Source organism: Bacillus infantis, assembly GCF_020171945.1.
GTDB lineage: Bacteria > Bacillota > Bacilli > Bacillales > Cytobacillaceae > Bacillus_AB > Bacillus_AB infantis_A.
The window spans coordinates 1-26,290 of sequence record NZ_JAIVAP010000002.1; the positions used below are offsets into that span (position 1 = coordinate 1).

Here is a 26,290-nt window from a genome sequence, read left to right on the forward strand (position 1 = left end):
CATTAGAAACCACCCACTTATAGTAATGATTCAATTATAAACAAAAAAAAGGCAGAAACGCTTTTCAAAATTCAACGTTTCTGCCTTTTCTTTAATTTAGAGACTTTTTCAGTGGCCTCGCAGAGTAGCAGAGGGCTTTTACATCAAACTTTACAATAAATATCCCAGAAACAGGCCGACAGACAGCAGAAAACCGAAAATGGTATTCGTCTGTGCAGTAGCCACCATGGCAGGCATCATTTGGGCCGGCTTTGTTTTGCCGATGAAGCCCTTTGTGGCCTTTACAGCCTTTGGAATGCTCAGAGCTACAATGGCCAGCCATGGAGAGATATAACCTGCAGCTATCATCACAAATATCCAAATATAAGAGATGGTGAACATGATTCCCAGGAAGTATATCGCCTTGTCCCTGCCGAGCAGAATAGCCAGGGTCTTCCTTCCAAATTCCTTGTCTCCATCCAGATCCCTGATATTGTTGGCCATCAGGATCAGTCCGACGAGGATAAAAATCGGAACTGAAATCATCACACTAAGCATTGTAACTGTGCCTGTCTGGATAAAGAAGGATATGAGGATAATCATCATCCCCATGAAAAATCCTGCTACAATTTCCCCAAATGGCGTATAGGCAATAGGGAAAGGGCCGCCAGTATACAAATAGCCGGCTGCCATACAGACAAGCCCTACAGCTGCAAGCCACCAGCTGCTGTTCATGCATATATAGACGCCAAGGAGCAGCGCAATGAAGTAAAGTGTAAAGGCAAGCTGAATAACTGTCTTCGGTTTTATCCCTTCACGGACGATGGCGCCGCCAATCCCGATTGATTCAGCTGTATCAAGGCCCCGCTTGAAATCAAAATATTCATTGAACATATTTGTAGCCGCCTGAATCAGGAGGCTGGCCATAAGCATGGCCAGGAAAAGGCTGAAGCTGATATCTGTTTTATCTATTGCTAAAGCAGTGCCCAGCAGGACGGGCACAAAAGCTGCCGTCAAGGTGTGCGGCCTGGTTAATTGCCACCAGACTCTCCATCCGCCCGATTTCATGGCAGGCGAAGGATCGGGATGCGTTTGTGGTTGCATTTATGACTCTCCCCTTAATGTATTCTTTGTATAACAAACCTTTATATTTTAGCTTAAAATAAGCTGCAGGTCAAAAGTATCCTGACATATTTAAGTTTAGCAAAGATCAATGGGGTGTCAATGGATTTTTGCATACTGCCGAGGCGGGAATTCCCTGACTTTCCGCCTTTTTTCTGCCGCCTGCAGCCAAAAAAAGAATATGGAAGGAAAACGTGAAGTGCAGCCTTTTATAATGATGATGCTACATGCATCATCAGGGCGATGTTGTTGACATCATATAATCATGAGGTGTATCTTAAAATAAGCTGAAAAACGAAAGAATAACAGCGGTAAAGCTGTTATTGGAGGGATTTTCTTGGTTACGATACAGGATACGGAACTTAAGGAAGGAATCCTGGAAGCAATTAAAAGGGCCGGGGCTTTTTCGGAGCCTATCCTTGTCAGTGAAGTCCATAAATTGGACCATATTGACCCATTATCATTCTTTGCTTCAGGAAGACAGGCGTTTTTTGGTGAACGCTTTTACTGGAAAGATCCTTCAAATGAAACCATCCTAGCCGGTTTGGGAATATGCAAACTTATTCAGTCGGATCAGGCTTCCGGCCGTTTTTCTCATGTAGAAAAAGAGTGGAAGCGCTTTATCCGCAATGCAGTCATATATAATGAATACTCTGCCGCCGCTGCAGGCCCTGCCCTGTTCGGGGGATTCTCTTTTGATCCGGAAAAGGAAAAGACCGCATTATGGTCCAAATATCCGGATTCTCTTTTTCATGTTCCGAGGTATTTGCTGACGCAGACAGAAGGTCAAACATTCCTGACGACCAATATTGTCTGCACGAAACATGATGATGTAACGCTTGCTGAAAAAGTAAGGGAAGAAAGACGCCTCCTGCTCGAAGGGATTAGTGCACCTGTTCAGGAGAACGAAGGCAGGCTTATCTCTGAAGAGGAAATTCATCCACAGGAGTGGATGGATTCAGTCACTTCAGCGGTCGAAGAGCTCAAGGCTGGAAAGCTTAAGAAAGTGGTCCTTGCAAGGGAACTGCGGCTTTCTTTTTCCGGGAATATAGAAGCGGAGCAGGTATTAGGCAATCTTCACAATGAACAGAATGAAAGCTTTATCTTTGCTTTTGAATCCCAAGGAGACTGTTTTATCGGGGCCTCTCCCGAACGGCTTGTTAAAAAGAAAGGAAAAAGTCTTTATTCGACCTGCCTGGCCGGCAGCATCCCGAGGGGAAAGACTCCCGAGGATGACCAGGCACTTGGCGATGCCTTATTATCGGACGAAAAGAATCTCATCGAGCATCAGTATGTGGTTGATATGATAAAAACAGCCATGGATGAAGCCTGCGAGGAGATTAAGATTCCTTCAAAGCCCCAGCTGTTGAAAATGAAGCATATCCAGCATTTGTACACACCAGTGGAGGGTACTACCAAGGAGGAAGCTTCATTGCTCCTGCTGGTTGAAAAACTTCATCCGACCCCTGCGCTCGGCGGGCTGCCAAGGCAGGAAGCTGTAGCTATGATCAGAAAGATTGAGGAACTGGACCGGGGCTATTATGCAGGGCCGCTGGGCTGGATTGACTATAGCGGAAATGGAGAATTTGCTGTATCGATCCGTTCCGGCCTTCTTCAGGGAGATGAAGCTTCCTTGTTTGCCGGATGCGGAATCGTGGAGAATTCAAACGCTGAGAGCGAATTCATGGAAACCAAGATCAAATTCCGTCCTATGCGGTCAGCTCTGGGAGGACTATCAGAATGAATCATCAAGAAGCATTAACAACTTATATCGCTGCATTTGTCTCGGAGCTGGCCAAAACCGGTGTCCGGGACGTTGTTGTCAGCCCGGGATCCCGTTCTACGCCGATGGCCATGGTCATGGCGGAGCATCCGGACCTCAATGTGCATATTCATGTGGATGAACGCTCAGCGGGCTTTTTTGCCCTTGGCATTGCCAAAGCATCAGGCATGCCGGCTGCCCTGCTTTGTACCTCAGGGACAGCTGCGGCGAATTACTTTCCGGCCGTTGTTGAGGCAAAGATCTCAAGAGTCCCGCTTGTTGTCCTGACGGCAGACCGTCCCCATGAGCTGAGGGATGTAGGGGCTCCACAGGCAATCGATCAGATCCACCTTTACGGCGGGCATGTAAAATGGTTTGCAGAAATGGCGCCGCCCGAGAATTCAGATGAAATGATCAGATATGCCAGGACAGTATGTGCCAGGGCATGTGCAGAGTCAGTCAAGGCCCCTGCCGGTCCTGTTCACCTCAACTTTCCTTTTCGTGAGCCCCTTATACCTAAGCTCGATGAAAATCTGTTTGAGAGCCAGGAAAGGCCTGAAGGTTTTGTCTCCATCCAGCAGGGGGAGCTTGCTCTTCCAGATTCTGTTTTTAGAGAGATGGCAGACGTCCTTTCATCAGTCCAAAATGGCATCATCATTTGCGGGCCAAATGATGACAGCCGGTTTGTATCTGAAGTGGTCAAGCTGGCAGAGACGCTTGATTATCCAATTTTAGCAGATCCGCTTTCACAGCTGAGAAGCGGAAAGCATGGAAAAGCGCTTGTCATTGACGGATACGACAGCTTTCTGAGGACGGATGCGGCAAAAGAAGCCCTGAAGCCCGATGTGGTGATCCGCTTTGGTTCAATGCCTGTTTCAAAGGCACTCACCATTTTCTTAAAGGAAAACAAGGATAGCAGGCAAGTTGTTGTCGATGGCGGTGCAGGCTGGCGTGACCCATCCCTGCTTTCTTCAGAGATGGTCTACTGCAGTGAAGCCCTCTTCTGTGAGAAGGTACGAAGCTTTGCTGATCACAGGGAGCCTGGCGGCGAGTATAGTGCGCTTTGGAAAGCGGTCAATGAAAAAACGAAGCTGGTGCTTGCAGAGGCCGGCTCGGCTGTAGAGATGAGCGAGGGAAAGCTGTTCCTCCAGCTTGCAGAACTTCTGCCTGATGAGAGTACACTGTTTGTCGGAAACAGCATGCCAATCCGTGATCTTGATACCTTCTTCCACAATAATGGCAAAAGCATTCGGGCGATGGGCAACAGGGGGGCAAACGGAATTGATGGGATCGTTTCCACTGCACTTGGGGCAGGCTTATATTCTCAGCCCCTTTATCTGGTGCTGGGGGATTTGACATTTTTCCACGACCTTAATGGGCTGATTGCTTCAAAACTCCACAATATCAATGTCCATATCCTGCTCATCAATAACAATGGCGGCGGTATATTTTCATTCCTGCCGCAGGCAGGCGAGAAAAAGAACTTTGAGCTCCTTTTTGGAACGCCTTTGGATTTGGATTTTGAACATGCGGCCAGGCTTTACGGGGCGAAATTCGTCCGCGCTGAAACTTGGGAAGACTTTGAGGGTGCCATTAAAGAGGGTTTTGGTGAACACGGCCTAAAGGTAACCGAAATAATGACAAACCGGGACAAAAACCTTGCTGAGCATCGAGAATTGTGGAATCGTGTTTCCCGGGAAATAACGCTGTTCCTAAAAGGAGAATAAGAATGAAATTTGTAAGCGGCGGAGGGTCCTACCATGTCGAAATAGAGGGCAGCGGTTTTCCCCTTATCCTGCTTCATGGGTTTACAGGTGACCGTTCCACCTGGGACCCCTTCATTTCCCGCTGGAAATCAGGATCCATGGCCATATCCATCGATATTGCCGGACACGGAGACACTGATGTGCCTGCTTCAGAAGAAAGCTACACTGTCACTGCAGCTGCCCGGATGATCCATGAGCTGATGGAATCCCTGCAGATTCCCAGGGCCGATCTATTGGGCTATTCAATGGGCGGGCGTCTGGCTTTGTCTTTTGCCGCCCTGTATCCCGGCAATGTCAGAAAGCTGATCCTTGAGAGTGCATCACCTGGATTAGAGACTGCTGAAGAAAGAATGAATAGGCGTAATCAGGATGAGCGGCTTGGGGAATACATAAAAGAGAACGGAATCAAAGCATTCGTTGATTACTGGGAAAACATCCCGCTGTTCAAAACGCAGAAAATGCTGCCGGCTGATGTCCAGAAGCAGATTAGGGAACAGCGGCTTCAAAACAGCCCGGAAGGCCTTGGATTAAGCCTCAGGGGGATGGGGACCGGGGCCCAGCCATCATGGTGGGGCAAGCTCACGGATATAAAGGCGGACACCCTTCTGATCACAGGCTCTGAGGATGTAAAATTCGGCACCCTGGCTGAAAGGATGTCCAAGCTGATTCCAGTATGCCAATGGGAGACTGTATTTGGAGCCGGGCATGCAATACATGTGGAAGAACCAGAAAAGTTTGGTACAATAGTAAGTGAGTTTTTGCAGAAACTATAAAAAAGGAGGATTCCGTTATGACTGTAGAATGGATTGCTGGACACAATTATGAAGATATTTTATACGAAACTTACAACGGAATTGCTAAAATTACAATTAACAGGCCAGAAGTACATAATGCCTTCCGCCCGAAAACGGTAATGGAGCTGATTGATGCTTTTGCTTATGCGCGCGATGATGCAAGCGTAGGCGTTATCATCCTGACTGGGGCAGGAGAGAAAGCATTCTGTTCCGGCGGCGACCAAAAGGTTCGCGGGCACGGCGGATATGTGGGCGAAGACGAGATTCCCCGCTTGAATGTCCTGGATCTGCAGCGCCTTATCCGTGTCATTCCAAAGCCGGTCATTGCCATGGTAAAAGGCTATGCCATCGGTGGAGGCCATGTCCTTCATATCGTATGTGACCTGACTATCGCTGCCGATAATGCTGTCTTCGGACAAACAGGCCCTAAAGTGGGAAGCTTTGATGCAGGTTACGGATCAGGCTATCTGGCAAGGATCGTCGGCCATAAGAAAGCCCGCGAAATCTGGTTCCTATGCCGCCAATACGGCGCACAGGAAGCTCTTGATATGGGGCTTGTCAATACAGTTGTTCCGCTTGAAAAAGTGGAAGAGGAAACCATTCAATGGTGCGAGGAAATCCTTGAGAAGAGTCCGACTGCCATCCGCTTCCTGAAAGCAGCGTTCAATGCCGACACTGACGGACTGGCTGGAATCCAGCAGTTCGCAGGTGATGCTACGCTTCTTTACTATACAACAGATGAAGCCAAGGAAGGCCGCGATGCGTTCAAAGAAAAGCGCAAGCCGGACTTTGGACAATTCCCGCGTTTCCCTTGATTTTATACGAAAATAAAAACAGCTTGATGGTAAACCATCAGGCTGTTTTTCTATGGTATTTTAAAACACTGGATATGCAAGGAAGGTGGAGCCAATGGGTGAATTTCTCCCTCAATTTTTAAAGAAAAGAGCCGATTTAACACCGGACAGGCACGCCCTCTATTTTGAAGGCAGTGCCTATACTTTCAAACAATTATATGAAGCATCCTCCGATATGGCCGGAAAGCTGGCGGGTGCAGGGGCAGGCAGGGGCTCCTATGCCGGGGTGCTTCTGAAAAACCATTCTGATTCTGTTTTCATCCTGCTCGCCCTTCAGCTATTGGGAGCCACAGCGGTTATCCTGAATAACCGGCTGACTGCTGAGGAGATCGGCTGGCAGCTGACGGATTCCAATGCTTCGATTCTGATTACAGAGGCAGCATTTACAGATAAAACCCGGGAGCTGTCACTGGATGGCTGCAGCATGGTGACAAAGGAGGCTCTCGCTGAACAGCCTTCAGCTGCCTTTATGGAAGAGGAGGAAGTTTCGCTGGATCAGGTATGCACCATCATGTACACCTCCGGTACGACAGGACATCCGAAAGGAGTTCTTCAGACGTACGGAAACCACTGGTGGAGTGCATCGGGATCGGCCTTCAATCTTGGCGTCAGGGAAGATGACTGCTGGCTGTGCGCTGTCCCTTTATTCCATATCAGCGGCTACTCCATCCTGATGAGAAGCCTGATTTACGGAATCCCCGTCGTTCTGCACGGATCTTTCAGCGAGGAGCAGACCATCACTGACATCCGGGAGAAAAAGGTGACAATCATGTCTGTCGTCAGCACCATGCTTTCAAGGCTTGCTGCTGCAATTGGAGAAAACGGACTGCCGTCTCACTTCCGCTGCATGCTTCTTGGCGGAGGGCCCGCTTCCCGCGATCTGCTCGAAAAATGTACCGCAAAGGGGCTGCCTGTCTTTCAAAGCTATGGCATGACTGAAACTTCCTCCCAAATCGTGACACTTGCTCCTGAATACAGCTTCTCAAAGCTCGGTTCGGCCGGAAAGCCGCTATTTCCCTCACAGCTGAGAATCATGGAGGGAGACAGGGAAGCAGATAAAGGGCAGGCTGGTGAAATTGCCGTAAAAGGACCTAATGTTACACCTGGATATTTGAACAGGGAAGCGGAGACAGCCAAGGCGATGAGGGACGGCTGGTTTTACACAGGAGATATCGGCATGCTTGATGAGGAAGGTTTTCTTTATGTACTTGACAGGAGATCTGACTTGATCATTTCCGGCGGGGAAAATATATACCCGGCAGAAATCGAGGGGGTGCTCACTTCACATCCTGCAATTGCTGATGCAGGAGTCATCGGGCAGAAGGACTCGAAGTGGGGAGAAGTGCCGGCTGCATTCATCCAGATCATTGGAGGTGCAAAACTGTCATCTGAAGAAATCGAGGAATTCTGCCTCGGTAAGCTGGCAAAGTATAAAGTACCGAAAACCTGCTATTTCGTTGAAGAAATACCGAGGAATGCATCACGAAAAATATTGCGAAGAGAGCTCCGTGCCATGCTGGGGAAAGGCGGAGAAGGGTTATGAATGTTAAAGAGGCTGTATTGCATGTGATCAGCATGCAGCTGAAGAAGCCTTTTTCCACCCATCTTGGCACCGTCAGGAGCAGAGAAGCCCTTATTGTCGAGCTGATCGACAGGGACGGATTGAGCGGATTTGGGGAAGCGGTTGCTTTTTCTTCCCCTTGGTACACTGAGGAGACTGTCAGGACATGCTATCATGTCATCAAGGACTTTCTCCTGCCATTGTTGAAGGAGAGTCCCGGCCTGAAGGCGGAAGATGCTCACTCCCTGTTCAGCTCTGTCAGGCGAAACCAGATGGCAAAGGCAGGCCTGGAAGCTGCGCTATGGGACTTGCAGGCCAAACAGGCCGGAAAGCCGCTCCATTCATTGCTTGGAGGGACGAGAGGCAGGATAGGATCCGGTGTTGCGGTCGGTGCGAAAACCGTGAAGGAAAGTCTTCTGCAGATCGAAGGATTCCTTCAGCAAGGCTACAGGCGCATCAAGGTGAAAATCAGCCCTGAAAATGATCTGCCGCTGCTGTCTGCTATCCGGAAAGAATATCCGGATATCGACTTAATGGCCGATGCTAATTCCGCTTATACGCTCAAGGAAAAAGACAGGCTGAAGGCACTTGATGAATTCAGGCTGCTGATGATTGAACAGCCTCTTGCCCATGATGATATTATCGACCATAGTGTCCTGCAGAAAAGCATCAGCACTCCGATCTGCCTGGATGAAAGCATTGTCTCTTTCAGTGATGCAAGGAAGGCAGCAGAGCTTGGCAGCTGTAAAGTGATCAATATTAAAGCCGGTCGGGTCGGCGGGTTATCAGAGTCAAAAAAGATCCATGATTATTGCCTGCAGAATGGCATTCAGGTATGGTGCGGCGGCATGATTGAATTCGGCATTTCAAGGGCCCATAATATCGCTCTCGCTTCACTGCCGGGGTTTGAGATACCTGGGGACATATCAGGCTCTGAGCGCTATTGGGAAGAAGATATCATTTCTCCCGGGGTCACAGTGAATGAAGGCTGTATAAGTGTTCCGGATGGACCGGGAATCGGCTATGAAATAGACAGGCGAAGGCTGGCGGAAGTGACATTGATGAAAGAAGCTGTGTCACTCGGTTAAAGGTCAAAAAACAGACACTGGCTGGACAGCAGTGTCTGTTTTAAATATAAAGAAACATTCACTTAATAGCTTCCACAATTCCTCTGCTGCTCATCATCCCAGCCTCATACAACTCACGTTTACCTTAATCCGGCATAGTGAATGAGAATAATATAAATAACAGAAAGGAGAAGTGTCTATGGTGCATAAACTTACCGCTGCTGTTCTTCTTGCTGCCCTTTTAGCCGGATGTTCAGATGGCCAGTCCGGGGATGGCACTACTGGTACAAAGGAAGAAGCTGATACAGTGGAAGAAACAGCCAGCCCTGAGAATGAAAGTGGACAGAGCCAGCCGGAAGGAGGAGAGGAAAATCAAGTTGAAGAGCTTGGTGAAAATGAAGAGGCAGGTGAAGAATCAGCAGAAGAAATGGCAAAGAGCATTGTGAAGGCGCTGGAAAATGAAAACTACGGCGCAATTTCAGAATATGTCTCTAAAGAGAAGGGTCTGTTGATTTCACCGTACGAATTTATTGAAAGCGATGCAGTGGTTTTGTCCAAGGAAGAGGTTGAGAATTTAAGCAGCATTGAAAAAGAATATTTGTGGGGTTACCATGATGGAAGCGGCAAGCCCATCCAGTCGGTGCCGCAAGATTATTTTGACCGGTTTAAAGGATTTACAGAGCCGGATCAGATATTATTGGATGATGTGCAGCAGAGAGGGAACACGAAGAACAATATTAAAGAAGGCTTCCCTGATTCAAAAACTGTAGAGTTTTATCAGAATGGTACGGATAAATATGGAGGGATGGATTGGAGGAGTCTGTTTTTGGTATTCCATCATGATGCAGAAGGCAAGCTGAAATTGTCTGCGCTGGTTACAGGAGAATGGACCATTTAACAAGCCAGGCCAGGACAAAGTTCCCGGCCTGGCTTGTTAATTTTCCTATTCATGCGGCTTGAAGGTTTTGCAGTCCGTTTCATGGCTGTTCTCGGCCTGCTCGCCATGATGGCTGACAACATAAATACGGTCGGCTCCGCAGTTATTCCCTTTTTTCCAGTAGGTGCAGTTGTTTACTTCACATAGTACATCCTGTGCCATCTGTATCCACTCCTTAAAGTATTTGATACAGCATTAGCTTTCACTGCCCGGTGAGTGGGAATACGTGACAGAAAAAGGGAAGCCTTAATTAGGCTGTTTGCTGCCCTTTTGCCTCAGGTAGCGTTTGTCTTTCATGAACAGGCTCCAGAAGTAGACAAAACCCGGGAAAAGAATAGCAAAGCCTGCGATATAGGTGGCAAACACGGCCCTGAATGAATTGGGGTCTGTAAACCCTGATTCAATTGTGACCTCAGGGTAGACCATGTAGGGGAGATGTGCTTTCCCGTAAACAAAGCTGGCTGCCAAATACTGCAGTGTTACGGCGATGACAGCAAGCCTTGGGATGCCTTTAGTCCCTTTTTTTGTAAAAGAGGGCAGGAGCAGCGCCAGGATTCCCAGGAGGAATAACCCTACCGACAGCATCAGAATCGGCATATCATTGATCATTTTATTATACAGCCAGGCAGCTTCAAGGCTGAGGGTATGCATAATGACTACACCCATCAGCAGCGATACTGGCCCGATCATCAGGGCATCCCGGCGGTAAACATAGTAAGCATCCATTTCATCTGCTGCCTTGGAATAATCGGCCAGGAGAAGAGAAGAAAGGAACAGAGTGCTGCTGACGGCAAAGCCGAAAAAGGCATACTCGTTCTGGCTGGTGAAAAGCTTGGCCAGGTTGAGTGACTGGCCGCCATCTGAAAAGTCTATATAATCGCCGTGTGTGATCGGCAGCACACTGATCAAAAGGCCTGGAATGAGAATCCCGCAAATGCCGGATATAATGGTGAGCGGTTTTTTATAATCACTCGCAATGTTTGAGAACACCAGAAATGCGCTCCGAATGGCAAGCAATAAAAGAATCATGCTCCCGGGTACGAGCAGCACAGTGCCCAATGTGTAGGCCGCTCCTGGAAACAGGCTGTAGATTGCAACGACAAGTGCCACAATGAAAGTGTTCGTTACTTCCCATGTCGGGGAGAGATAGCGGTTGGCAATATTAGTCGCCTTGGTTTTGGTCCTCTTCATATAGACCATCGACCAAAAGCCCGCGCCGAAATCCATCGTTGCCATGACAGCATAGATGAATACAAATCCCCACAGGATTGTGATGGCTAATAGAGCATCTGACATGCTTTCTCACCCCTTATGTATTGGAGCCATACAGCGGGACTCCCTTTTCCTTGGTCCGGTTGATATCGTCGAGTACCGTATTTCTCTTAAAATAATACAGAAGCACCAGAACAACCGTCAGTCCGAGAATGACATAAACGGCAGCAAAGAGGACAAATAAGATCCCAAGGTTTCCGGCCGTCGTTACCGAATCTTCAGTTGACAGGACGCGGTAAATTGTCCAGGGCTGCCTGCCTGTGCAGGCGAAAATCCAGCCGAATTCAATGCCCAGGACAGCGGCAGGGCCTGACAGCACAAAAGCCCACATAAATATTTTTGGGAACTGGTCCTTTTTTAAGAATTTATTCCAGACAAATGCTACAAAGGAAAGGAGAATCAGCAGGCTGCCTATGGCCACCATTCCATTGAAGAGTGTATGGACGAAAAGCGGCGGCCACAATTCTTCCGGAAAATCGTTCAGGCCGATGACCACTGTGTCAAAGCTGTTTCCTGCCAGAAAGCTGAGGGCCCATGGTATCTCAATGCCCCATTTTACCTCCTGTGTCTCCCGGTCGGTAAAGCCTCCGACTGCAAGCGGGGCGTGCGACTGGGTCTCAAAAAGCCCCTCTGCGGCAGCGAGTTTTTCCGGCTGGTACTCATGGAGATACTGGGCGGATGCATGCCCGTTCAAGGCAGTCAGCAATGAGAAAATGCCGCCGACAATCAGGCTCAGCATGAGTGCCTTTTTGTGGAAATCATATACCCTCGTACCGAATTTATTGCGCAGCATCTTAAAAGCAGCCACAGACGCGACTACAAACGCGCCTGTTGTATAGGCAGAAACAGCCACATGGCCGGCTGTCACAAGAAAGCTGGGATTGAAGAAGGCTGCCCAGGGATCAATATCTACAATTTCTCCGTTTTCAATTCTGAAGCCCTGCGGTGTCCCTTCAAAGGCGTGGACATTTGTAATCAGGACAGCAGAAGCGAATGCGCCGAGTGCAACGAGGACAAGGCTCGAAATCCTCATCCACGGTGGGATCCGTTCCGCGGCATAGACATAAATGGACATAAATAGCGCTTCAATGAAAAAGGCATAAATTTCAATCTGGAACGGGAGGGCCATAACCCGTCCAATCACTTCCATAAAGCCCGGCCAAAGCAGGGAAAGCTGAACGCCCGCAATGGTTCCTGTCGGAATGCCGACTCCCAGGAGGACAGCAAATGCTTTTGTCCAGCGCTTTGCCATAATGACATAGTCATGGTCCTTTGTTTTCTGATAAATAAGCTCGGCTGTCAGCATCATCAGCGGCAGGCCAACGCCGATGGTCGCGAAAATAATATGGAAACCCATTGTTGTCCCAAACAGCGAGCGCGCAATTACCAAGTCATTCATAATTATCTTCCTTTCGCCAATTCTTCCATTTACATAGTGTCTGCGATTCAATCTGGAATATGTAAACATTTCCTTGAAAAAAGAAAGAAAAATAAATGAAAAAGGCTGTGGCAGTGTACCTTGTTGATTTTGGGCTCATTCGTGAAACTCTGTTTCACACGCATTTCAGCACAGCTGAAATGAGCCCAAAATCAACAACAATATTTAACAAAGCCATGAAAAAAGCAGCAGGAATATATCCTGCTGCTGTACCCCTTAATTATTCAAGGCTTTCTCAATCCCTTTCAGGTTGTTTTCCATCAGGGTAAAGTAGTTTTCTTCCTTATCGATATTTTCATCTGTCAGTACAGACAAGTTATGAAGCTGCAGCGGCTTGGCGCCGACTTCATCCTGGACGATTTCCGTCAGTTTGGAGCTTACATTCTGTTCAAAAAAGATATAGTTCAAGCCGTGGTCCTTGGCAGTCTTAATAATGTTCTCCAATTCCTTCTGGGTTGGTTCATTGGATGTTGAGAGGCCTGATACACTGATCTGCTCAAGACCGTATCTTTTCTCCCAGTATCCGTATGCCGCATGAGAGACTATGATTTCTTTATGTTTTCCAGAAGCTATAGTTTCCTCAAATTCATGGTGGAGGGAATCCAGTTCAGCGGCAAGGTTTTGGTAATTCTCTTCGAATTCCTTTTGGTGCTGCGGCATTTTCTCTGCCAGCGCGTCTTTAACGGCTTCAGCCAAATCGGCAGCATAAAGAGGGTCAAGCCAGACGTGAGGATCGACATCACCATGATTGTGTCCATCTTCCTCATGGCTGTGCCCGTCTTCTTCATGGCTGTGTCCGTCTTCTTCATGGCTGTGTCCATCTTCTTCATGGCCTTCCTCATGGGTGTGCCCATTTTCTGTACCGGTCATATCAATATTTTCTCCTGCAGCCAGCAATGTTACATTCTCATTCTCCAGGGTGCCTTCGGCTTTGCTGACAAATCCTTCAAGGCCAAGGCCGATGTAAATGAACAGATCTGAATCGGCAAGAGTCATCATATCCTTTTGCGAGGGTTCGAATGTATGCTCGTCAGCTCCCGGAGGATAGATGGTATGAGCGTCCACATAGCTGCCGCCGATTCTTTCCGCAAAATATTGGAGCGGATATACCGTGGTATACACATTCAGCTGGTCTTTTGTTTTTTCCTCCGCCTGGTCTGCATCTCCGTCCCCGCAGCCTGCAAGGAAAAGGCTCACGGGCATCAATAGAGTGAGGAGCATGATTAACTTTCTCATAATAACCGCCTTTCTTATTAAACCGTATTTATTCCGATTTGGTTAAGATACATTATCATATGTTTATAATGTTGATTATATAATACGTAATCGTTACGATTTTACTAAGTAATCTTACAAAATTTTTATCTGAAAAGCAAGGGAAAAATTTTGTCTAAGGGAACGGGATTATGTATGCTAGAAGGTAGTGAATCATTCTAAAGTTTACAGGAGGGTATTATGAAACTGTTACAGCAAATTTTAGACCACAACAAGGATTTCGTTGAAAATAAGCGTTACGAGGAGTTTACAACAACAAAATTTCCCGATAAACGGATGGTGATCCTGACATGTATGGACACAAGGCTGCTTGAGCTCTTGCCAAAAGCCATCAATGTTGCGAATGGGGATGTTAAGATCATCAAGAATGCAGGTGCGCTTGTAGCCCATCCGTTTGGAAGCATCATGCGGAGCATCCTGGTGGCTGTTTATCAGCTGCAGGCGGATGAAGTTTTCGTCATCGGCCATCATGACTGCGGAATGAGCGCCATCAAGCCGGAGCTTGTGATTGATGAAATGAAGAAGAGAGGCGTGGACGAGCAGGCATTCGAAACACTGGCATATTCAGGGATCAATGTGGAGGAGTTCCTCAAGGGCTTCAGCAGTGTAAGCGAGAGTGTCGCCCACAGTGCCGATATGATTAAAAAGCATCCGCTGATGCCGAAGGATGTGCCGGTCCATGGCCTTGTCATCAATCCGGAAACAGGAAAGCTGGACCTGGTGGTTGACGGGTACGGGCAGTAGTCATTTCTCTTTTTTCTCAGGAACCGGATCAAAGCCTCCAGGATGGAATGGGTGGCACTTTGTTATTCTGCGGACCGCAAGCCAGCCTCCTTTAAAGGGACCAAATCTTTTGACGGCCTCCAGGCCATAATGGGAGCAGGTCGGGTAAAAACGGCAGGACGGCGGCTTAAGGGGTGAAATGGCAATCTGATAAAACCGGATCAGTCCGATCATCATCTTTTGGAGCATGTTCTGCCTCATCCTTTCAATATGTACTGGCATAATTATTGATTATACTGTTTTTGAGTCATAAGAGTCCATCTGCATGCATAGTTATGCTGGTAACGGACTGGGGATTTCATTCTATATTAATTTGATGAAAATACTCGGCTTTTGCGTTATAATGGAATTAAGACTTATAAGGAGTGATTATATGCCTTCAGTAGAAAGCTTTGAATTAGATCATAATGCCGTTAAAGCTCCATATGTAAGACATTGCGGTGTCCACAAAGTGGGGAGCGACGGAGTTGTCAATAAATTCGATATCCGATTCTGCCAGCCGAACAAGCAGGCGATGAAGCCGGACACCATCCATACGCTTGAACATCTGCTTGCTTTTAATATCCGTACGCATGCAGAGAAATATGACCATTTCGATATTATTGATATTTCCCCAATGGGATGCCAGACTGGCTACTATCTTGTTGTCAGCGGCGAGCCTACAGTGGAAGAAATCATTGATTTGCTTGAAGACACATTAAAGGATGCTCTTGAGATCACGGAGATTCCAGCTGCAAACGAAAAACAGTGCGGCCAGGCCAAGCTTCATGACCTTGAAGGGGCAAAGCGTCTGATGCGCTTCTGGCTCGATCAAAGCAAGGAAGATCTGAAGCAAGTATTTGCTTAATAGAACGCAGTAAGCAAAAAACCGGCATAATGCCGGTTTTTTTGATTTCAGCTTTTTATAAAATGGGCGACAGAAGCCGCGATATGGATTCTTTAAGGCGAATGTAAAAACTTCTTTTGCTGTAGCGATCTGCATCCATCAGGCTGGACAATTCGATGTCATCACGGAACTTGCCGGCAAGCTGGCGGGATACCTCTTTATCATATATGAAGGCATTGACCTCAAAATTCAGCCGGAAGCTTCTTACATCTATGTTGGCTGTACCGACGGAGGCAATCTTTTCATCGACGACAATGGTTTTGGCGTGAATGAAACCATTATCATAAATATAGATCTCTGCACCGGTTTTCAGCATTTCTCCGATATATGAGTAAGTGGCCCAATAGACAAACATATGGTCCGGCTTGTTCGGAATCATGATTTTTACTTTTACCCCTGAAAGCGAAGCAATCCGAAGTGCATCAAGCAGGCTCGCATCAGGGATGAAGTACGGCGTCTGGATCATAATGCTTTCCTTTGCCGAGCTGATCATCTTGATATAGCCATTTTTAATCTGTTCCCATTCTGAGTCCGGCCCGCTGTTGACGATCTGAATCCCGATATTCCCGCTGCCGGTGCTTTCCGGAAAATAGCGGGTATGATAATGGATATCGTGGCGGTGTGACGCCTGGTTCCAGTCAAGAATGAATCTTGTCTGGATGGCGTGGACTGCCTCTCCGGAAATCCTCAGGTGGGTATCCCTCCAATATCCGAAGGAAGGATCCAGTCCCAGATATTCATCTCCGACATTAAAGCCTCCCACATAGCCTAGCTTGCCGTCTATGATGGCAAGCTTCCGGTGGTTGCGGTAATTGACCCTGATATTGATAAAAGGGAGCCTTGACGGGAAGAAAGCCTCCACTTCCCCTCCGGCTGCACGCAGCTCCCTGAAGAAACGTTTTGTCACGCCTCTGGAGCCCAATTCATCATATAAGACCCTGACCTTTACCCCTTCTTTTGCTTTTTCGGTTAAAAGGGACACAAGCCCTTTGCCGAGGTTGTCCTTTTTAAAAATATAATACTGGAGATGGATATGATCTTTTGCCGATTTTATATCGCCGATTAAAGAATCGAATTTCTTCCTTCCGTCGGTAAATATCTCAACCTCGTTATCCTGGGTAAGGACGGCTTCATTATTGATCAAATGCATATATATCAGATCATAGTTCTCCCTGATGGTTTCATTGCGGAAGGAAAACAATTTATTTTTGATCGAATGGATCTGCTGTCTGATCATTTCATCTATGCCGACCTTTTCCCGATCCTCCCATTGAAACATCTTCCTTCTCGCAAGGTTCTGGCCAAACAGGAAATACATGATGAAACCAAGGATTGGTATGAAAAATAAAACCATCAGCCACGCCCAGGTCCCTCCTGCGTCCCTCCGCTCCAGGAAAATAACAATGACGGCAAAAATCACATTCAATACAAAAATCAAACTGATGAAAATTGAATAAACATCCATGAAAACTACTCTCCCTGCTAAGGCAAAACCGCTTGTATCCAGCAGTCTAACGGCCAGCTCCCTATCCGGATGAATAAGATAGTTCCGGCCGCTTAAGCACCGTTGCGAATCATGATTGCAGTATAGGTGTTTTAAGCCTTGTTTTCTGTCTCTGTTTGCTCTTCTTCTGCATTATCCCCTTCTTGATTTTTCAGATGGGGATTGTTTTCGATTGGATCGACGGTATGTTTATACGTATATGCCTTGGAGGTTGTGACCACGCTCAGGAGCAGTACGGCTAAAACAATAATGATGCTGATTATTAAAATGATATACATGATTTCCCTCCTTTTTAAACAGGCGGAAAGAACAGCTGCCATCATGGCAATGTTTCTGTATTTTTCCCTTTAAATTACCTGGTAATCGCGGGTTTTCCAATATTCGTATTTTATCATGAAACATTGGCTTGGTGGGTTATCAGAAAAAAAGCAGCAGCATGTTTTTAAAAAAACGAGGGTGGGTACTATAAAGAAGGGAGGTTGATAGTATGTCAAATCAATTAGTACAAGCAGTTAATAAACAGGTGGCCAATTGGACGGTATTATATGTAAAGCTCCATAATTACCACTGGTACATAAAGGGGCGCCACTTCTTTACCCTTCATGAAAAATTCGAGGAGCTGTACAACGAGGCAAATGAGCATATCGATGTTCTTGCTGAAAGGGTACTGGCCTTGGAAGGCAGCCCTGTTGCTACGATGAGGGAATGCCTTGAAATGGCTTCTGTTGAAGAAGCGTCAGGCTCTGAAAAAGAAGAAGATATGGTCAGGAGCATCTGCAATGATTTCATCAAAATGGAAGATGAATTGCAAAGTGCCATTGAAATTGCTGAAGAGGCAAATGATGAAGGCACAGCGGATATGCTGCTGTCTGTGAAGCAGGGCTTGAAAAAGCATATTTGGATGTTCAAAGCATTCTTAGGATAAGTATAAAAAGCATCCGGCAGCTGCCGGATGCTTTTTTTGTGTCCAAAAAAAAGGAGAGAAAGGAGCAGCCTGGATAAGTGATACCGGCTTTTCCTTTCTCCATTTATGTATCAATTTAATGAATATTCCGCTGAGGGAAAATTGGATGCCTTTCCTGGCCGTAGTCCTCATTGGCAAATTTGCCCTTCAGGCTTTCGATTAAATAAAGGCCCATCAGGCTGTATAGCTCCTGTTTATCCATTTCCTTCAGGAGGGAAAGAAGGTCATCATAGCTCATTTCCTCAAGAAAAGCGAATGCCAGCATATCAATGTCTTCCTCATCCCCTGTCAGTTTTCCGCGGTACAATTCATAGAGCTCGTCAACAATTTTCATATGGTACACCTCCTCGTGATGGATTGCTAATGTATATTCGCGGCGGCCAGGAAAAATCCTGCCCGCCAGTCTTTCTATATTATATTTAGTAAATACCCTCCATTATGAAAAGTATTCCCCGAGAATAAAATTGCCTTCCTTGAGGGAAACAAAGATAAGAAGGAAATAAAAAGGGGATGACCAGGATGGAAAATAGGAAAGTGTATTATATAAGCGTTGCCAGCGGAGAAATCTCCCAGAGTTCGGACAGTTCGCCCTGGAATTTTAAAATAGAGGCCAATGACGAAGAAATCACCATGCTTAGAGAGTACTTTGACCAGAACCATTCAACTGACTGGCAGAATTTCTTCCGTGCCCATGTTCCATATGTCCAGTATCATTATGACCGGGAGAATGATGCCTATGATGAAGGCCTGGCCGGGGCATACAAAATGATTTATGAGCTTGGGGATGAAGAAGCCAGGAAGCATATTGATGAGATGGGTATTCTTGGGGAGAAAAGCTGAAAAAGCTTTTATACCCCGTTTCAGTTTTAGGCGAATGAGGAAGGTATAAGAAGTCTTGTACCTACTGTGCTTTACGAACATATTTTTAACAGTCGGGTCTTTCAATGGATTTGTTTTGCTGTCTGGCCTGGAGTGTACAAATGCCCAATTTATTTCAAAGCCCTGTTGATTGGAGTGCAAGGCACGTAGACTCCTGCGGGATTGCAGCGGCAATGCTGAGACCCCACAGGAGCTTGCTCCGAGGAGGCTCAGCGTCGCCCCGCGGAAAGCGAAGTGCCTGGAACGCAAATCAACAGCCCCATTAAAGGCAGGAATTTTTTTAGTTTAACTTCAGCGCACGACGCCCATGCAGGTAAAATGACTTTTCACAATAAAATACAAAAAAAGAGGCAAGGAAATCTTTCCCCGCCCCCAGTTATGTTTGCTATTTTACATCTCCATTTCAACTGCTGTGTCCAAAACCTCTTGAGGGATTGTGATTTCTTTTACCTCGTTGTAGTCTGAGTATTTGCCCTCGATTTTTTGATTGAGTGAGACTGTCTGCCCTTCAACTGCCATTTCCATAGTCATATCCATATTCAGTGCTGAAGGATAGAAAGTTTCCTTATCGACCAGGATGGTGTACTCAACGTTTTCAATGTTCATGTTGTTGAATACTTCTTCATCAGCAGCCATCTCTGGCGGCAGTGTGTCAGCCATGGTTTCTTTCATGAGTTCCGTGAATTTTTCCCCTGATGCTTTCAGTTTGAGAATGAAATTATTGTCGTCCTGTTCAAATGTGAAGTCATCTGTGAACTCCTGCAGCTTTTTTAATTCTTCAGCCGGATTTGTCTGCTGTCCGGACATTTGGATCAGCTGATCTGACATTTCTTTCGGGAACTTCATCCACGTTTCTCCGGCAGGATCATAGATGAACATGCCTTCTTCAGTAAAATAGCTTTCAGTTTCATAAGTTTCTCCGGACTGGTCCTGGGACATGGCCGTTTTTTGGTAAAAGGCCATTGGCTCTGTAACGACATCCATCTGAATATCAGAGCTGATATTCATGTTTTCCTCTTCCTGGCCGGCGCTGATCATCTGATCCATTGTCATATCGACCGAAAAGCTGTTTAGGTTCTCTGAGGCTTCTGTCGTTTTATTCAAAACTTCCTCAAGAGTCAGGTCAGATTCTTTCTCTGCCGTTTCGCCATTTTCCGCAGCTGCGCCATTTTCCGCAGCTGCGCCATTTTCTCCTTTGGTATTGTCCTCACTGACAGGGTCAGCAGTCTGATTGCATGCAGCCAGCATGAATAGAAGGATAAGGCTTGCTGCTAATGATAAAAATTTTTTCAAAATATACACTCCTCTGTTAGTATTTGTTATCTTTTTTACGGGCTGTTTGCCGAAAAGTTTCGAATATGGTCTAAAATGGTCCTTTAAGCCTAAATATAATCATCTTGATTAAGCTCCCTCCCTCTATGACACGCCCTATACCGGGCTTTTTATGTATCCTCTGCGAGTTTCATAGGAAAATCGAACGGATTCACAGGTCCTTTCCCTGTTTATGAAGAGGTTAAGCTGTTTTTATATGAAAAATTTGCCTGAGTGCGCTGCAAAAGTGGTTTCATTCCGGAAGCTTCTTCTATAATAGAGAAAAAAGAAAACAGGAGTGGACTTGAATGGAAGTTTTCAAAGATTACAATGGGGGGGATGTAAGGCTGTCTTTCCGGAGGGGATCCTTCCTTGAAAAAGCAAAGCATGTCCTTGTCATCTGCCGTTATGAAGACAGCTGGCTTCTTACAGATCACCGGGAAAGGGGCTGGGAGTTCCCGGGGGGGAAATGTGAAGCGGGAGAGACGATCGAAGAGGCAGCAAGGAGAGAGGTCTGGGAAGAGACAGGAGCCCTGCTTGATGACGTGCATTTTATTGGAGAATATGAGGTGAATCTGGATGGCCTGTCCTTTGTAAAGGCCATTTACTGGGGGCATGCAGCAGCGCTGGAGAAAAAGGATTCTTATTTGGAGACAGATGGACCGGTTCTTTTTAAAGGGGACTTAATAGAGGAAAGGATGGACAGCCGTTTCAGCTTCATCATGAAGGATGATGTGGTAAAACGAAGCATTGAAATGCTGCAGGGAAAGCTCTAATAGCACAGCCATTCCGGGGCAAGTGCATCAAAAAGAGGATCAGAGGGAATTCCCAAACCTTTTTTATACATAGGTTTTAATGAAAAATATAGACGGACTGCAGCTTTGCCCAATAAATTTTATAAACCTGTAAAATGGAGTGCAAGGTACGCAGACTCCTCATAAAATGCATGCGCATTTTTCTCGTGCGAAGCAGATTCCAGGATGGTCATTCAATGTCCTGCGGGAGATAGCGGCAATGCTGAGACTCCGCAGAAAGCGAAGTGCCTGGAACGCAAATCAACAGCCCCATTAAAAGGCAGGGGAAAATTGAAACGCCCAGGCTGGCAGCATTCAGCTTTTAATCAGTTTTTTCTCCAGCAGATCCACAAGCTGGTACATAATAGTGGCAAAGACAGCGATGACCAGGAGAGACAGCATGACAAGCGTAAAGTTGAACACCTGGAAACCGTAAATGATCATATAGCCAAGACCCTTTGAAGATACCAGGAATTCTCCGACAATCACTCCGACCCAGGACAGGCCGACATTGACCTTCAATGTTGAGATGATGACAGGGAATGAGGCTGGAAGGATGGCTTCCTTAAAGCATTGGGCCCTGGTGGCGCCGAAGGTCTGCAGCACCTTCAGATAGTTGGGATCCACTTCCTTGAAGGATGTATAAACGACAATGGTTGTAATGATGACTGATATGATGGCGCCCATGGCGACGATGGATGTAAAGCTCGGGCCGAGGGCAACAATCAGTATTGGCCCGAGAGCAACCTTGGGCATGGCATTCAGTATGACAAGATACGGATCCAGTATCTTCTGAATGATGGGAGACCACCAGAGAATTGCTGCCAGCAATGTACCAAGAAAGGTCCCCAGGACAAAGCCGAACACAGTTTCCGAAAGGGTGATTCCCAGGTTGGCCAGGAGCGAGCCGTCGCTCAGCTTAGACAGGAGCAGGTCCCATACTTTTGCGGGCGAGCTGAAAATCAGCGGATTGATCCATTCGTTCCTGCTGAATATTTCCCAGCCGGCAAAAAACACAGCGAATATGACAAGCTGGAAGAAGCGGACCCACCTTTTCTCCCGTCTCAGCCCCTTCTTGTAACTAAGATGCAGGGCATCAATCCTGTTATTCTGACTCAAGGGACTCCATCTCCTTCCATACAGACTGGAACAATGCAGAATATAATGAATGGCTTCTGGCCTGAAAAGGGTTCAGATTCCGCAGCTCATCCGGGATGTGGAAGGTTTTGTGCAGCCTTCCGGGGCGAGGGGAAAACATGAATATCCTATCGCTCATGGCGATGGCCTCGCCGATATCATGCGTCACAAGGATGGCCGTTTTTCCGAATGCTTTCAGCGTGCCTGAAACAAGGTCTTCAAGCTTCAGTTTAGTCTGATAATCAAGGGCGGAAAAGGGCTCGTCGAGCATCAGCAGCTTTGGCTCAGCGGCAAGGGTGCGCACCAGGGCCACCCGCTGGCGCATGCCTCCCGACAGCTCTTTGGGAAACTGTTTTTCCACGCCGGAGAGCCCCATCTCAGCAAGCAGGCTGAAGGCATAATCCCTTTTGCTGCCGGTGTCTTCTCCTGCAAGCTTTAAGCCGATCAAGATGTTCTCCTCGATTGTTTTCCAGGGGAATAGATAGTCCTGCTGAAGCATATAACCGATCTTCCGTTCAGAAATATTGACTGGACGCCCCTCAAGTGAAACCTTGCCCTCCGAGGGCTCTATAAGGCCGGCGATAATGGACAAAAGCGTAGTCTTTCCGCAGCCGCTTGGGCCAAGGAAGGAGACAAACTCCCCTTCCCTGATGCTTAAGGTAATATCAGAGAGGGCCGTATTTGCAGTATTTTTAGTGAAATAAGTATGATTGATCTGTTCAATCTCGAGAAAGTCCATTTTTCACCCTCCGTTTCTTTAAGCTCAGAGCCTTGCCTACTTCATCACTTTTTCGGCAATCTCTGTATTTACTAATGTTTTATGATCAATCCGTTTTGGAAGCTCGCCGGCCTCATCCATAATATCCTGGAGGTTTTTCCATTCCTCTTCATCCAATATTGGATCAGCTGCAAATGAGCCCTGGCTTCTGTAGCGGTCCACTACCATTTCAATGATATCAAGGTCAGTATCCTCGAAATATTTTTGGATTGTTTCTGCTGTTTCTTTCGGTTCATGAGAGTCAACCCACTGCTGGGCTTTATAGATTGCGCGGGCAAATTTCTCAACCGTTTCACTGTTTTCTTTCATATAGCTTTCTTTTGCCATAAAAGTGGTATAAGGTACATGACCGGATTCTGTGCCAAAGGAGGCAACAATATGCCCTTTGCCTTCTTTTTCAAATACGCTGGCAGTCGGTTCGAAAAGCTGCACGAATTCACCGGTGCCTGAAGCAAAGGCTGGAGCAATATTGGCATAATCCACATTTTGGATAAGGTTTAAATCTTCCTGGGGATCAATTCCATGCTTCTTCAATACAAACTCCCCTACCATCTGCGGCATTCCGCCTTTGCGCTGGCCAAGGAAGGTTTTACCCTTCAGCTGATCCCAGGAAAAGTCACCGATCTTTTCCCGGGATACGAGGAAGGTTCCATCTGTCTGTGTCAGCTGCGCAAAATTGATGACAGGATCATTTGTGCCCTGGCCGTATACATAGATGGAGGTTTCAGATCCGACAAGCGCCACATCAGCTCCATCTGAAAGAAGGGCTGTCATCGTTTTATCTCCGCCAGGGGTGGTTGTCAGTTTGACATCAAGGCCTTCTTCTTTAAAAAATCCCTTTTCAATGGCAACATATTGGGGAGCATAGAAGATGGAACGAGTAACTTCTGCAATCCGGACGGTCTGGACTTCATCTTTGCCGCAAGCCGCCAGCGGCACCAGCAATACAAATACAGCCAGCAAAGAAAGACTTATTTTTAAAGCTCTTTTCATGCTATTGCCTCCTGTGTGTAAAGGTGTGTGTTCTTATCTAAGCTATCGTATGATTTGGGCAAAAAATGTGTGAATGCCCAGTAACGGAAAAATGAAGGAAGGCTTTGTGCCTATTATTCTGAAGGGGTTAAGGAGATGAGAATATGGAAGATATGATTACAGACAGGCAGCGCTTTCCTTCCCCAAACCCTGCCATTGAATTGAGCCTTATCACTTATACAGCCGGTGGGCTGAAGGTAAAAGGCCTGCTGGCAGAGCCGAAGAATGGGGAGATATATGACGGATTTCTCTATCTGCGTGGAGGAATCAAAAATGTGGGAAAAGTCAGGCCGGGGCGGATTGTCCAATTTGCTTCGGAAGGCTTCATTGTATTCGCGCCATTTTACCGGGGAAACCAGGGAGGCGAAGGGAATGAAGACTTTGCAGGTGAAGACAGGGAAGATGCATTTTCTGGTTTCCGCCTGCTTCAGAAGCATCCCCGGGTAGATAAAGTCCATATTTTTGGCTTTTCCAGGGGAGGGGTCATGGCGCTCCTTGCAGGCATCCATTTTCCTGAAGCGGCATCTGTCGTTACATGGGGCGGAGTCAGCGATATGGCATTGACGTATGTGGAGAGGAATGACTTGCGGAGGATGATGAAGCGGGTCATCGGGGGAACACCGGTTAAATATCCTGAACGGTATGAAAGCAGGACCCCCCTTTACCAGCTTGAGGATATGGGTCCGCCCGTGCTGATCATTCATGGAGCTAAGGACCATAATGTTTCTGTCGAGCATGCCTACAGGCTTGAAAAGCGGCTGAAGGCATTAGGGAAGCCGGTCGAGAGCTGGTATTTCAACGAATATACCCATTACTTCCCGCCGGCAGTCAACCGCAGGGTGGTTTACGATTTAACTGCATGGATGAAAAAACAGGCTGAATACGGTACTATAAGAGTAGATTAGAGAATGAAGGAGAGATATCCTATGGGCATGCCTTTGGAATTAAATACGATGATTGTGACAAAAGGCAGGGAAACCAGGCTTGAAGACAATTATTTTACACTTGAAAAAGAAGGCTACAGGATCTATCCGCTGGACATCCCCGTAGAGGTCCGCAAAACAAAAGAAGCTGATCTAAGCGGAACCGCCCTGATCAGGAAGCTTGAAATGGGAGATGGAAAAACACGCATCACTTATCAGCTGGTAGCATTGAATTCAACTAACTAAAAAAGCAGGTCCCTGTGAAGGGGGCCTGTTAATTTTTTGCAAGGAAGAGAAAACATCATTATTAGTGATGCGGGCCGATATACAGCGACTCTGGACGAAAGATCGCATTGTTGTCAGCCTGTTCGATGACGTGGGCTGTCCAGCCTGCTATCCGTGCAGCAGTGAATGTGGGGGTAAAGAGGGAAGGGTCCATCTGGAGGGCTTTCATGATGGCTGCTGCGTAATATTCCACATTCGTGTATAATGATCGGCCCGGCTTATATTCACCCAGCAGCCTCAATGCTGTTTTTTCCGTCTCCATCGCCATATCAAGCCATGTATCATGGCCGGCAAACTGCTGAAGCTTCTCCTTTAATGCCACTGCCCGCGGATCCAGCGTTTTATAGATGCGATGGCCAAACCCCATCAGCTTTTCTCCCCGCTCCAATTTCTCCCTGATGACAGCTTCTGCATCTCCCCGCTCCATTATTTCATCCAGCAGCTCTATCACCCCTGATGGAGCCCCTCCGTGAAGCGGGCCTTTCATTGTGCCGATTGCTGAAGTAATGGCTGAAATAAGGTCTGATTCCGTGGATGCAGTCACTCTTGCTGAAAAAGTCGAGGCATTCATTCCATGCTCCATCGTAAGAAGCAGATACGTTTCCAAAGCTTCTGAATGAGCCTTTTCGGGTTCTTTTCCCTTCAGCATATAAAGATAATTCGCGGCATGGCCCATAGATGGGTCAGGATCTACTGGCTGCTTTCCTTCCAGCAGCCGGCTCCTGAAGGCGATCATCACTGGAATGAGTGAGGTCAGCTGGACAGCCTGCCTGACCGCAGGCTTTTCCAGGGTTCCTCCAAGAGAGGATACAGCGGTTCTTAAAACATCCATCATGCCAAAAGACACGGGCATGGCTGTTATGATACTGGCCACATGCGGAGGAAGCGCCCTGAATGATAGCAGTTCTGTCTTCAAGTCGTTCAGTTCCCCCTGGGCCGGCAGGCGGCCATGCCAAAGCAGGAAAGCTGCTTCTTCAAAGGAGCACTTCCTGGTCAGCTCCCCGATTTCATAGCCCCGGTAAATCAGCTGTCCCTTCAATCCATCCACATGGCCAACGGAGGTTTCGGCAGCAATGATTCCTTTTAATCCTTTTACAATCATGATCATTCTCCTTTCCTTATCTGCTTTCATTGTATAAGATATTAATTATTAAGAAAATTAATTATTTTTAATTAGATTGATTAAG

General features: G+C 46.9%; 28 protein-coding genes. 14 read left to right on the forward strand and 14 right to left on the reverse strand.

What is annotated here, in order from left to right; genetic code table 11:
- Positions 1-150: 150 nt before the first annotated feature.
- A complete protein-coding gene (locus tag LCM00_RS04130) occupies positions 151-1,083 on the reverse strand; it encodes a 1,4-dihydroxy-2-naphthoate polyprenyltransferase (protein WP_224898185.1) in 933 nt (310 codons plus the stop codon).
- Between the two features lie 355 nt (positions 1,084-1,438).
- Here LCM00_RS04130 and LCM00_RS04135 point away from each other — a divergent pair, with 355 nt between their 5' ends.
- From LCM00_RS04135 to LCM00_RS04165, 7 genes are all read left to right on the forward strand, one after another.
- On the forward strand, positions 1,439-2,845 hold the full coding sequence (locus LCM00_RS04135) for an isochorismate synthase (RefSeq protein ID WP_224898187.1): 1,407 nt from the start codon (positions 1,439-1,441) through the stop codon (positions 2,843-2,845).
- Positions 2,842-4,590 (forward strand): 2-succinyl-5-enolpyruvyl-6-hydroxy-3-cyclohexene-1-carboxylic-acid synthase, encoded by a 1,749-nt coding sequence (menD, locus tag LCM00_RS04140; RefSeq protein ID WP_224898189.1) that lies wholly within the window; start codon positions 2,842-2,844, stop codon positions 4,588-4,590. Before LCM00_RS04135 ends, menD begins: the two co-directional genes overlap by 4 nt.
- A 2-nt stretch (positions 4,591-4,592) precedes the next feature.
- Positions 4,593-5,402, forward strand: a complete 810-nt coding sequence (menH, locus tag LCM00_RS04145; RefSeq protein ID WP_224898191.1) for a 2-succinyl-6-hydroxy-2,4-cyclohexadiene-1-carboxylate synthase — start codon at positions 4,593-4,595, stop codon at positions 5,400-5,402.
- A gap of 17 nt (positions 5,403-5,419) precedes the next feature.
- Positions 5,420-6,238 (forward strand): 1,4-dihydroxy-2-naphthoyl-CoA synthase, encoded by an 819-nt coding sequence (gene menB, locus LCM00_RS04150; protein WP_224898193.1) that lies wholly within the window; start codon positions 5,420-5,422, stop codon positions 6,236-6,238.
- A 94-nt stretch (positions 6,239-6,332) separates the two neighbouring features.
- Positions 6,333-7,820: an o-succinylbenzoate--CoA ligase gene (locus LCM00_RS04155; RefSeq protein WP_224898195.1), complete on the forward strand. Its 1,488-nt coding sequence runs from the start codon at positions 6,333-6,335 to the stop codon at positions 7,818-7,820.
- The gene (gene menC, locus LCM00_RS04160) at positions 7,817-8,926 is read left to right on the forward strand and encodes an o-succinylbenzoate synthase (RefSeq protein ID WP_224898197.1); all 1,110 of its coding nucleotides are present in this window, start codon (positions 7,817-7,819) and stop codon (positions 8,924-8,926) included. Before LCM00_RS04155 ends, menC begins: the two co-directional genes overlap by 4 nt.
- Before the next feature lie 178 nt (positions 8,927-9,104).
- A complete protein-coding gene (locus LCM00_RS04165) occupies positions 9,105-9,803 on the forward strand; it encodes a hypothetical protein (RefSeq protein WP_224898199.1) in 699 nt (232 codons plus the stop codon).
- Between the two features lie 45 nt (positions 9,804-9,848).
- On the opposite strand, the gene LCM00_RS04170 is transcribed toward LCM00_RS04165, so the two are convergent.
- The 4 genes from LCM00_RS04170 to LCM00_RS04185 form a co-directional block, all read right to left on the reverse strand.
- Positions 9,849-10,004 carry a DUF1540 domain-containing protein gene (locus LCM00_RS04170; RefSeq protein WP_224898201.1) on the reverse strand — a complete coding sequence of 52 codons (156 nt, stop codon included), beginning with the start codon at positions 10,002-10,004 and terminating at the stop codon, positions 9,849-9,851.
- A gap of 84 nt (positions 10,005-10,088) precedes the next feature.
- A complete protein-coding gene (locus LCM00_RS04175; protein WP_224898203.1) occupies positions 10,089-11,138 on the reverse strand; it encodes a cytochrome d ubiquinol oxidase subunit II in 1,050 nt (349 codons plus the stop codon).
- Positions 11,139-11,151: 13 nt separating this feature from the next.
- The gene (locus LCM00_RS04180) at positions 11,152-12,513 is read right to left on the reverse strand and encodes a cytochrome ubiquinol oxidase subunit I (RefSeq protein ID WP_224898205.1); all 1,362 of its coding nucleotides are present in this window, start codon (positions 12,511-12,513) and stop codon (positions 11,152-11,154) included.
- A 255-nt stretch (positions 12,514-12,768) separates the two neighbouring features.
- On the reverse strand, positions 12,769-13,788 hold the full coding sequence (locus tag LCM00_RS04185) for a metal ABC transporter solute-binding protein, Zn/Mn family (RefSeq protein ID WP_224898207.1): 1,020 nt from the start codon (positions 13,786-13,788) through the stop codon (positions 12,769-12,771).
- A gap of 219 nt (positions 13,789-14,007) precedes the next feature.
- Here LCM00_RS04185 and LCM00_RS04190 point away from each other — a divergent pair, with 219 nt between their 5' ends.
- On the forward strand, positions 14,008-14,571 hold the full coding sequence (locus LCM00_RS04190) for a beta-class carbonic anhydrase (protein WP_224898209.1): 564 nt from the start codon (positions 14,008-14,010) through the stop codon (positions 14,569-14,571).
- On the opposite strand, the gene yidD is transcribed toward LCM00_RS04190, so the two are convergent.
- Positions 14,572-14,799: a membrane protein insertion efficiency factor YidD gene (yidD, locus tag LCM00_RS04195; RefSeq protein WP_224899286.1), complete on the reverse strand. Its 228-nt coding sequence runs from the start codon at positions 14,797-14,799 to the stop codon at positions 14,572-14,574.
- A 184-nt stretch (positions 14,800-14,983) separates the two neighbouring features.
- Here yidD and LCM00_RS04200 point away from each other — a divergent pair, with 184 nt between their 5' ends.
- On the forward strand, positions 14,984-15,457 hold the full coding sequence (locus LCM00_RS04200; protein WP_009795301.1) for an S-ribosylhomocysteine lyase: 474 nt from the start codon (positions 14,984-14,986) through the stop codon (positions 15,455-15,457).
- A 55-nt stretch (positions 15,458-15,512) separates the two neighbouring features.
- On the opposite strand, the gene cls is transcribed toward LCM00_RS04200, so the two are convergent.
- Both cls and ytzI read right to left on the reverse strand, forming a co-directional pair.
- The gene (cls, locus tag LCM00_RS04205; protein ID WP_224898211.1) at positions 15,513-16,961 is read right to left on the reverse strand and encodes a cardiolipin synthase; all 1,449 of its coding nucleotides are present in this window, start codon (positions 16,959-16,961) and stop codon (positions 15,513-15,515) included.
- 131 nt (positions 16,962-17,092) lie between these two features.
- A complete protein-coding gene (gene ytzI, locus LCM00_RS04210; RefSeq protein WP_224898213.1) occupies positions 17,093-17,278 on the reverse strand; it encodes a YtzI protein in 186 nt (61 codons plus the stop codon).
- A gap of 209 nt (positions 17,279-17,487) precedes the next feature.
- Here ytzI and LCM00_RS04215 point away from each other — a divergent pair, with 209 nt between their 5' ends.
- Entirely contained in the window at positions 17,488-17,925 is a 438-nt protein-coding gene (locus LCM00_RS04215) for a Dps family protein (RefSeq protein WP_224898215.1), read from the forward strand.
- 115 nt (positions 17,926-18,040) lie between these two features.
- Here LCM00_RS04215 and LCM00_RS04220 read toward each other — a convergent pair whose 3' ends face one another.
- The gene (locus LCM00_RS04220; RefSeq protein WP_009795296.1) at positions 18,041-18,298 is read right to left on the reverse strand and encodes a DUF6154 family protein; all 258 of its coding nucleotides are present in this window, start codon (positions 18,296-18,298) and stop codon (positions 18,041-18,043) included.
- A gap of 176 nt (positions 18,299-18,474) precedes the next feature.
- On the opposite strand from LCM00_RS04220, the gene LCM00_RS04225 reads away from it, so the two are divergent.
- Positions 18,475-18,804 carry a hydrolase gene (locus LCM00_RS04225; RefSeq protein ID WP_224898217.1) on the forward strand — a complete coding sequence of 110 codons (330 nt, stop codon included), beginning with the start codon at positions 18,475-18,477 and terminating at the stop codon, positions 18,802-18,804.
- Positions 18,805-19,233: 429 nt separating this feature from the next.
- Here the strand turns inward: LCM00_RS04225 and LCM00_RS04230 are convergent, their stop codons facing one another.
- Entirely contained in the window at positions 19,234-20,136 is a 903-nt protein-coding gene (locus tag LCM00_RS04230; RefSeq protein WP_263623274.1) for a DUF6612 family protein, read from the reverse strand.
- 326 nt (positions 20,137-20,462) lie between these two features.
- Between LCM00_RS04230 and ytkD the strand changes: the two genes are divergently transcribed.
- The gene (ytkD, locus tag LCM00_RS04235; protein WP_224898221.1) at positions 20,463-20,930 is read left to right on the forward strand and encodes an RNA deprotection pyrophosphohydrolase; all 468 of its coding nucleotides are present in this window, start codon (positions 20,463-20,465) and stop codon (positions 20,928-20,930) included.
- 333 nt (positions 20,931-21,263) lie between these two features.
- Here ytkD and LCM00_RS04240 read toward each other — a convergent pair whose 3' ends face one another.
- Genes LCM00_RS04240 through LCM00_RS04250 form a run of 3 tightly spaced genes read right to left on the reverse strand, consistent with a single transcriptional unit; the run spans position 21,264 to position 23,856 of the window.
- The gene (locus LCM00_RS04240; protein WP_224898223.1) at positions 21,264-22,067 is read right to left on the reverse strand and encodes an ABC transporter permease; all 804 of its coding nucleotides are present in this window, start codon (positions 22,065-22,067) and stop codon (positions 21,264-21,266) included.
- A complete protein-coding gene (locus tag LCM00_RS04245; RefSeq protein ID WP_224898226.1) occupies positions 22,054-22,824 on the reverse strand; it encodes an ABC transporter ATP-binding protein in 771 nt (256 codons plus the stop codon). The genes LCM00_RS04240 and LCM00_RS04245 overlap by 14 nt, the downstream gene beginning before the upstream one ends.
- A 36-nt stretch (positions 22,825-22,860) precedes the next feature.
- On the reverse strand, positions 22,861-23,856 hold the full coding sequence (locus LCM00_RS04250) for an ABC transporter substrate-binding protein (protein ID WP_224898228.1): 996 nt from the start codon (positions 23,854-23,856) through the stop codon (positions 22,861-22,863).
- Positions 23,857-23,999: 143 nt separating this feature from the next.
- Here LCM00_RS04250 and LCM00_RS04255 point away from each other — a divergent pair, with 143 nt between their 5' ends.
- Positions 24,000-24,800 carry an alpha/beta hydrolase family protein gene (locus LCM00_RS04255; RefSeq protein ID WP_224898231.1) on the forward strand — a complete coding sequence of 267 codons (801 nt, stop codon included), beginning with the start codon at positions 24,000-24,002 and terminating at the stop codon, positions 24,798-24,800.
- A 21-nt stretch (positions 24,801-24,821) separates the two neighbouring features.
- Entirely contained in the window at positions 24,822-25,064 is a 243-nt protein-coding gene (locus LCM00_RS04260; protein WP_224898233.1) for a DUF2584 domain-containing protein, read from the forward strand.
- Between the two features lie 61 nt (positions 25,065-25,125).
- Here LCM00_RS04260 and LCM00_RS04265 read toward each other — a convergent pair whose 3' ends face one another.
- Positions 25,126-26,205 carry a citrate synthase/methylcitrate synthase gene (locus LCM00_RS04265; RefSeq protein WP_224898235.1) on the reverse strand — a complete coding sequence of 360 codons (1,080 nt, stop codon included), beginning with the start codon at positions 26,203-26,205 and terminating at the stop codon, positions 25,126-25,128.
- Positions 26,206-26,290: the final 85 nt, after the last annotated feature.

Excerpts from the sequence above, each read along its gene's own strand:
- LCM00_RS04155 (WP_224898195.1), top strand. The coding sequence starts at position 6,333 with ATGGGTGAATTTCTCCCTCAATTTTTAAAGAAAAGAGCCGATTTAACA.
- LCM00_RS04220 (WP_009795296.1), bottom strand. The coding sequence starts at position 18,298 with ATGAAAATTGTTGACGAGCTCTATGAATTGTACCGCGGAAAACTGACA.
- LCM00_RS04265 (WP_224898235.1), bottom strand. The coding sequence starts at position 26,205 with ATGATTGTAAAAGGATTAAAAGGAATCATTGCTGCCGAAACCTCCGTT.
- menC (WP_224898197.1), top strand. The coding sequence starts at position 7,817 with ATGAATGTTAAAGAGGCTGTATTGCATGTGATCAGCATGCAGCTGAAG.
- menD (WP_224898189.1), top strand. The coding sequence starts at position 2,842 with ATGAATCATCAAGAAGCATTAACAACTTATATCGCTGCATTTGTCTCG.
- LCM00_RS04255 (WP_224898231.1), top strand. The coding sequence starts at position 24,000 with ATGGAAGATATGATTACAGACAGGCAGCGCTTTCCTTCCCCAAACCCT.
- LCM00_RS04165 (WP_224898199.1), top strand. The coding sequence starts at position 9,105 with ATGGTGCATAAACTTACCGCTGCTGTTCTTCTTGCTGCCCTTTTAGCC.
- yidD (WP_224899286.1), bottom strand. The coding sequence starts at position 14,799 with ATGCTCCAAAAGATGATGATCGGACTGATCCGGTTTTATCAGATTGCC.
- LCM00_RS04170 (WP_224898201.1), bottom strand. The coding sequence starts at position 10,004 with ATGGCACAGGATGTACTATGTGAAGTAAACAACTGCACCTACTGGAAA.
- LCM00_RS04225 (WP_224898217.1), top strand. The coding sequence starts at position 18,475 with ATGACCAGGATGGAAAATAGGAAAGTGTATTATATAAGCGTTGCCAGC.
- LCM00_RS04185 (WP_224898207.1), bottom strand. The coding sequence starts at position 13,788 with ATGAGAAAGTTAATCATGCTCCTCACTCTATTGATGCCCGTGAGCCTT.
- LCM00_RS04130 (WP_224898185.1), bottom strand. The coding sequence starts at position 1,083 with ATGCAACCACAAACGCATCCCGATCCTTCGCCTGCCATGAAATCGGGC.
- menH (WP_224898191.1), top strand. The coding sequence starts at position 4,593 with ATGAAATTTGTAAGCGGCGGAGGGTCCTACCATGTCGAAATAGAGGGC.
- LCM00_RS04200 (WP_009795301.1), top strand. The coding sequence starts at position 14,984 with ATGCCTTCAGTAGAAAGCTTTGAATTAGATCATAATGCCGTTAAAGCT.
- LCM00_RS04215 (WP_224898215.1), top strand. The coding sequence starts at position 17,488 with ATGTCAAATCAATTAGTACAAGCAGTTAATAAACAGGTGGCCAATTGG.
- ytzI (WP_224898213.1), bottom strand. The coding sequence starts at position 17,278 with ATGTATATCATTTTAATAATCAGCATCATTATTGTTTTAGCCGTACTG.
- menB (WP_224898193.1), top strand. The coding sequence starts at position 5,420 with ATGACTGTAGAATGGATTGCTGGACACAATTATGAAGATATTTTATAC.
- LCM00_RS04190 (WP_224898209.1), top strand. The coding sequence starts at position 14,008 with ATGAAACTGTTACAGCAAATTTTAGACCACAACAAGGATTTCGTTGAA.
- LCM00_RS04180 (WP_224898205.1), bottom strand. The coding sequence starts at position 12,513 with ATGAATGACTTGGTAATTGCGCGCTCGCTGTTTGGGACAACAATGGGT.
- LCM00_RS04260 (WP_224898233.1), top strand. The coding sequence starts at position 24,822 with ATGGGCATGCCTTTGGAATTAAATACGATGATTGTGACAAAAGGCAGG.
- ytkD (WP_224898221.1), top strand. The coding sequence starts at position 20,463 with ATGGAAGTTTTCAAAGATTACAATGGGGGGGATGTAAGGCTGTCTTTC.
- LCM00_RS04175 (WP_224898203.1), bottom strand. The coding sequence starts at position 11,138 with ATGTCAGATGCTCTATTAGCCATCACAATCCTGTGGGGATTTGTATTC.
- LCM00_RS04245 (WP_224898226.1), bottom strand. The coding sequence starts at position 22,824 with ATGGACTTTCTCGAGATTGAACAGATCAATCATACTTATTTCACTAAA.
- cls (WP_224898211.1), bottom strand. The coding sequence starts at position 16,961 with ATGGATGTTTATTCAATTTTCATCAGTTTGATTTTTGTATTGAATGTG.
- LCM00_RS04250 (WP_224898228.1), bottom strand. The coding sequence starts at position 23,856 with ATGAAAAGAGCTTTAAAAATAAGTCTTTCTTTGCTGGCTGTATTTGTA.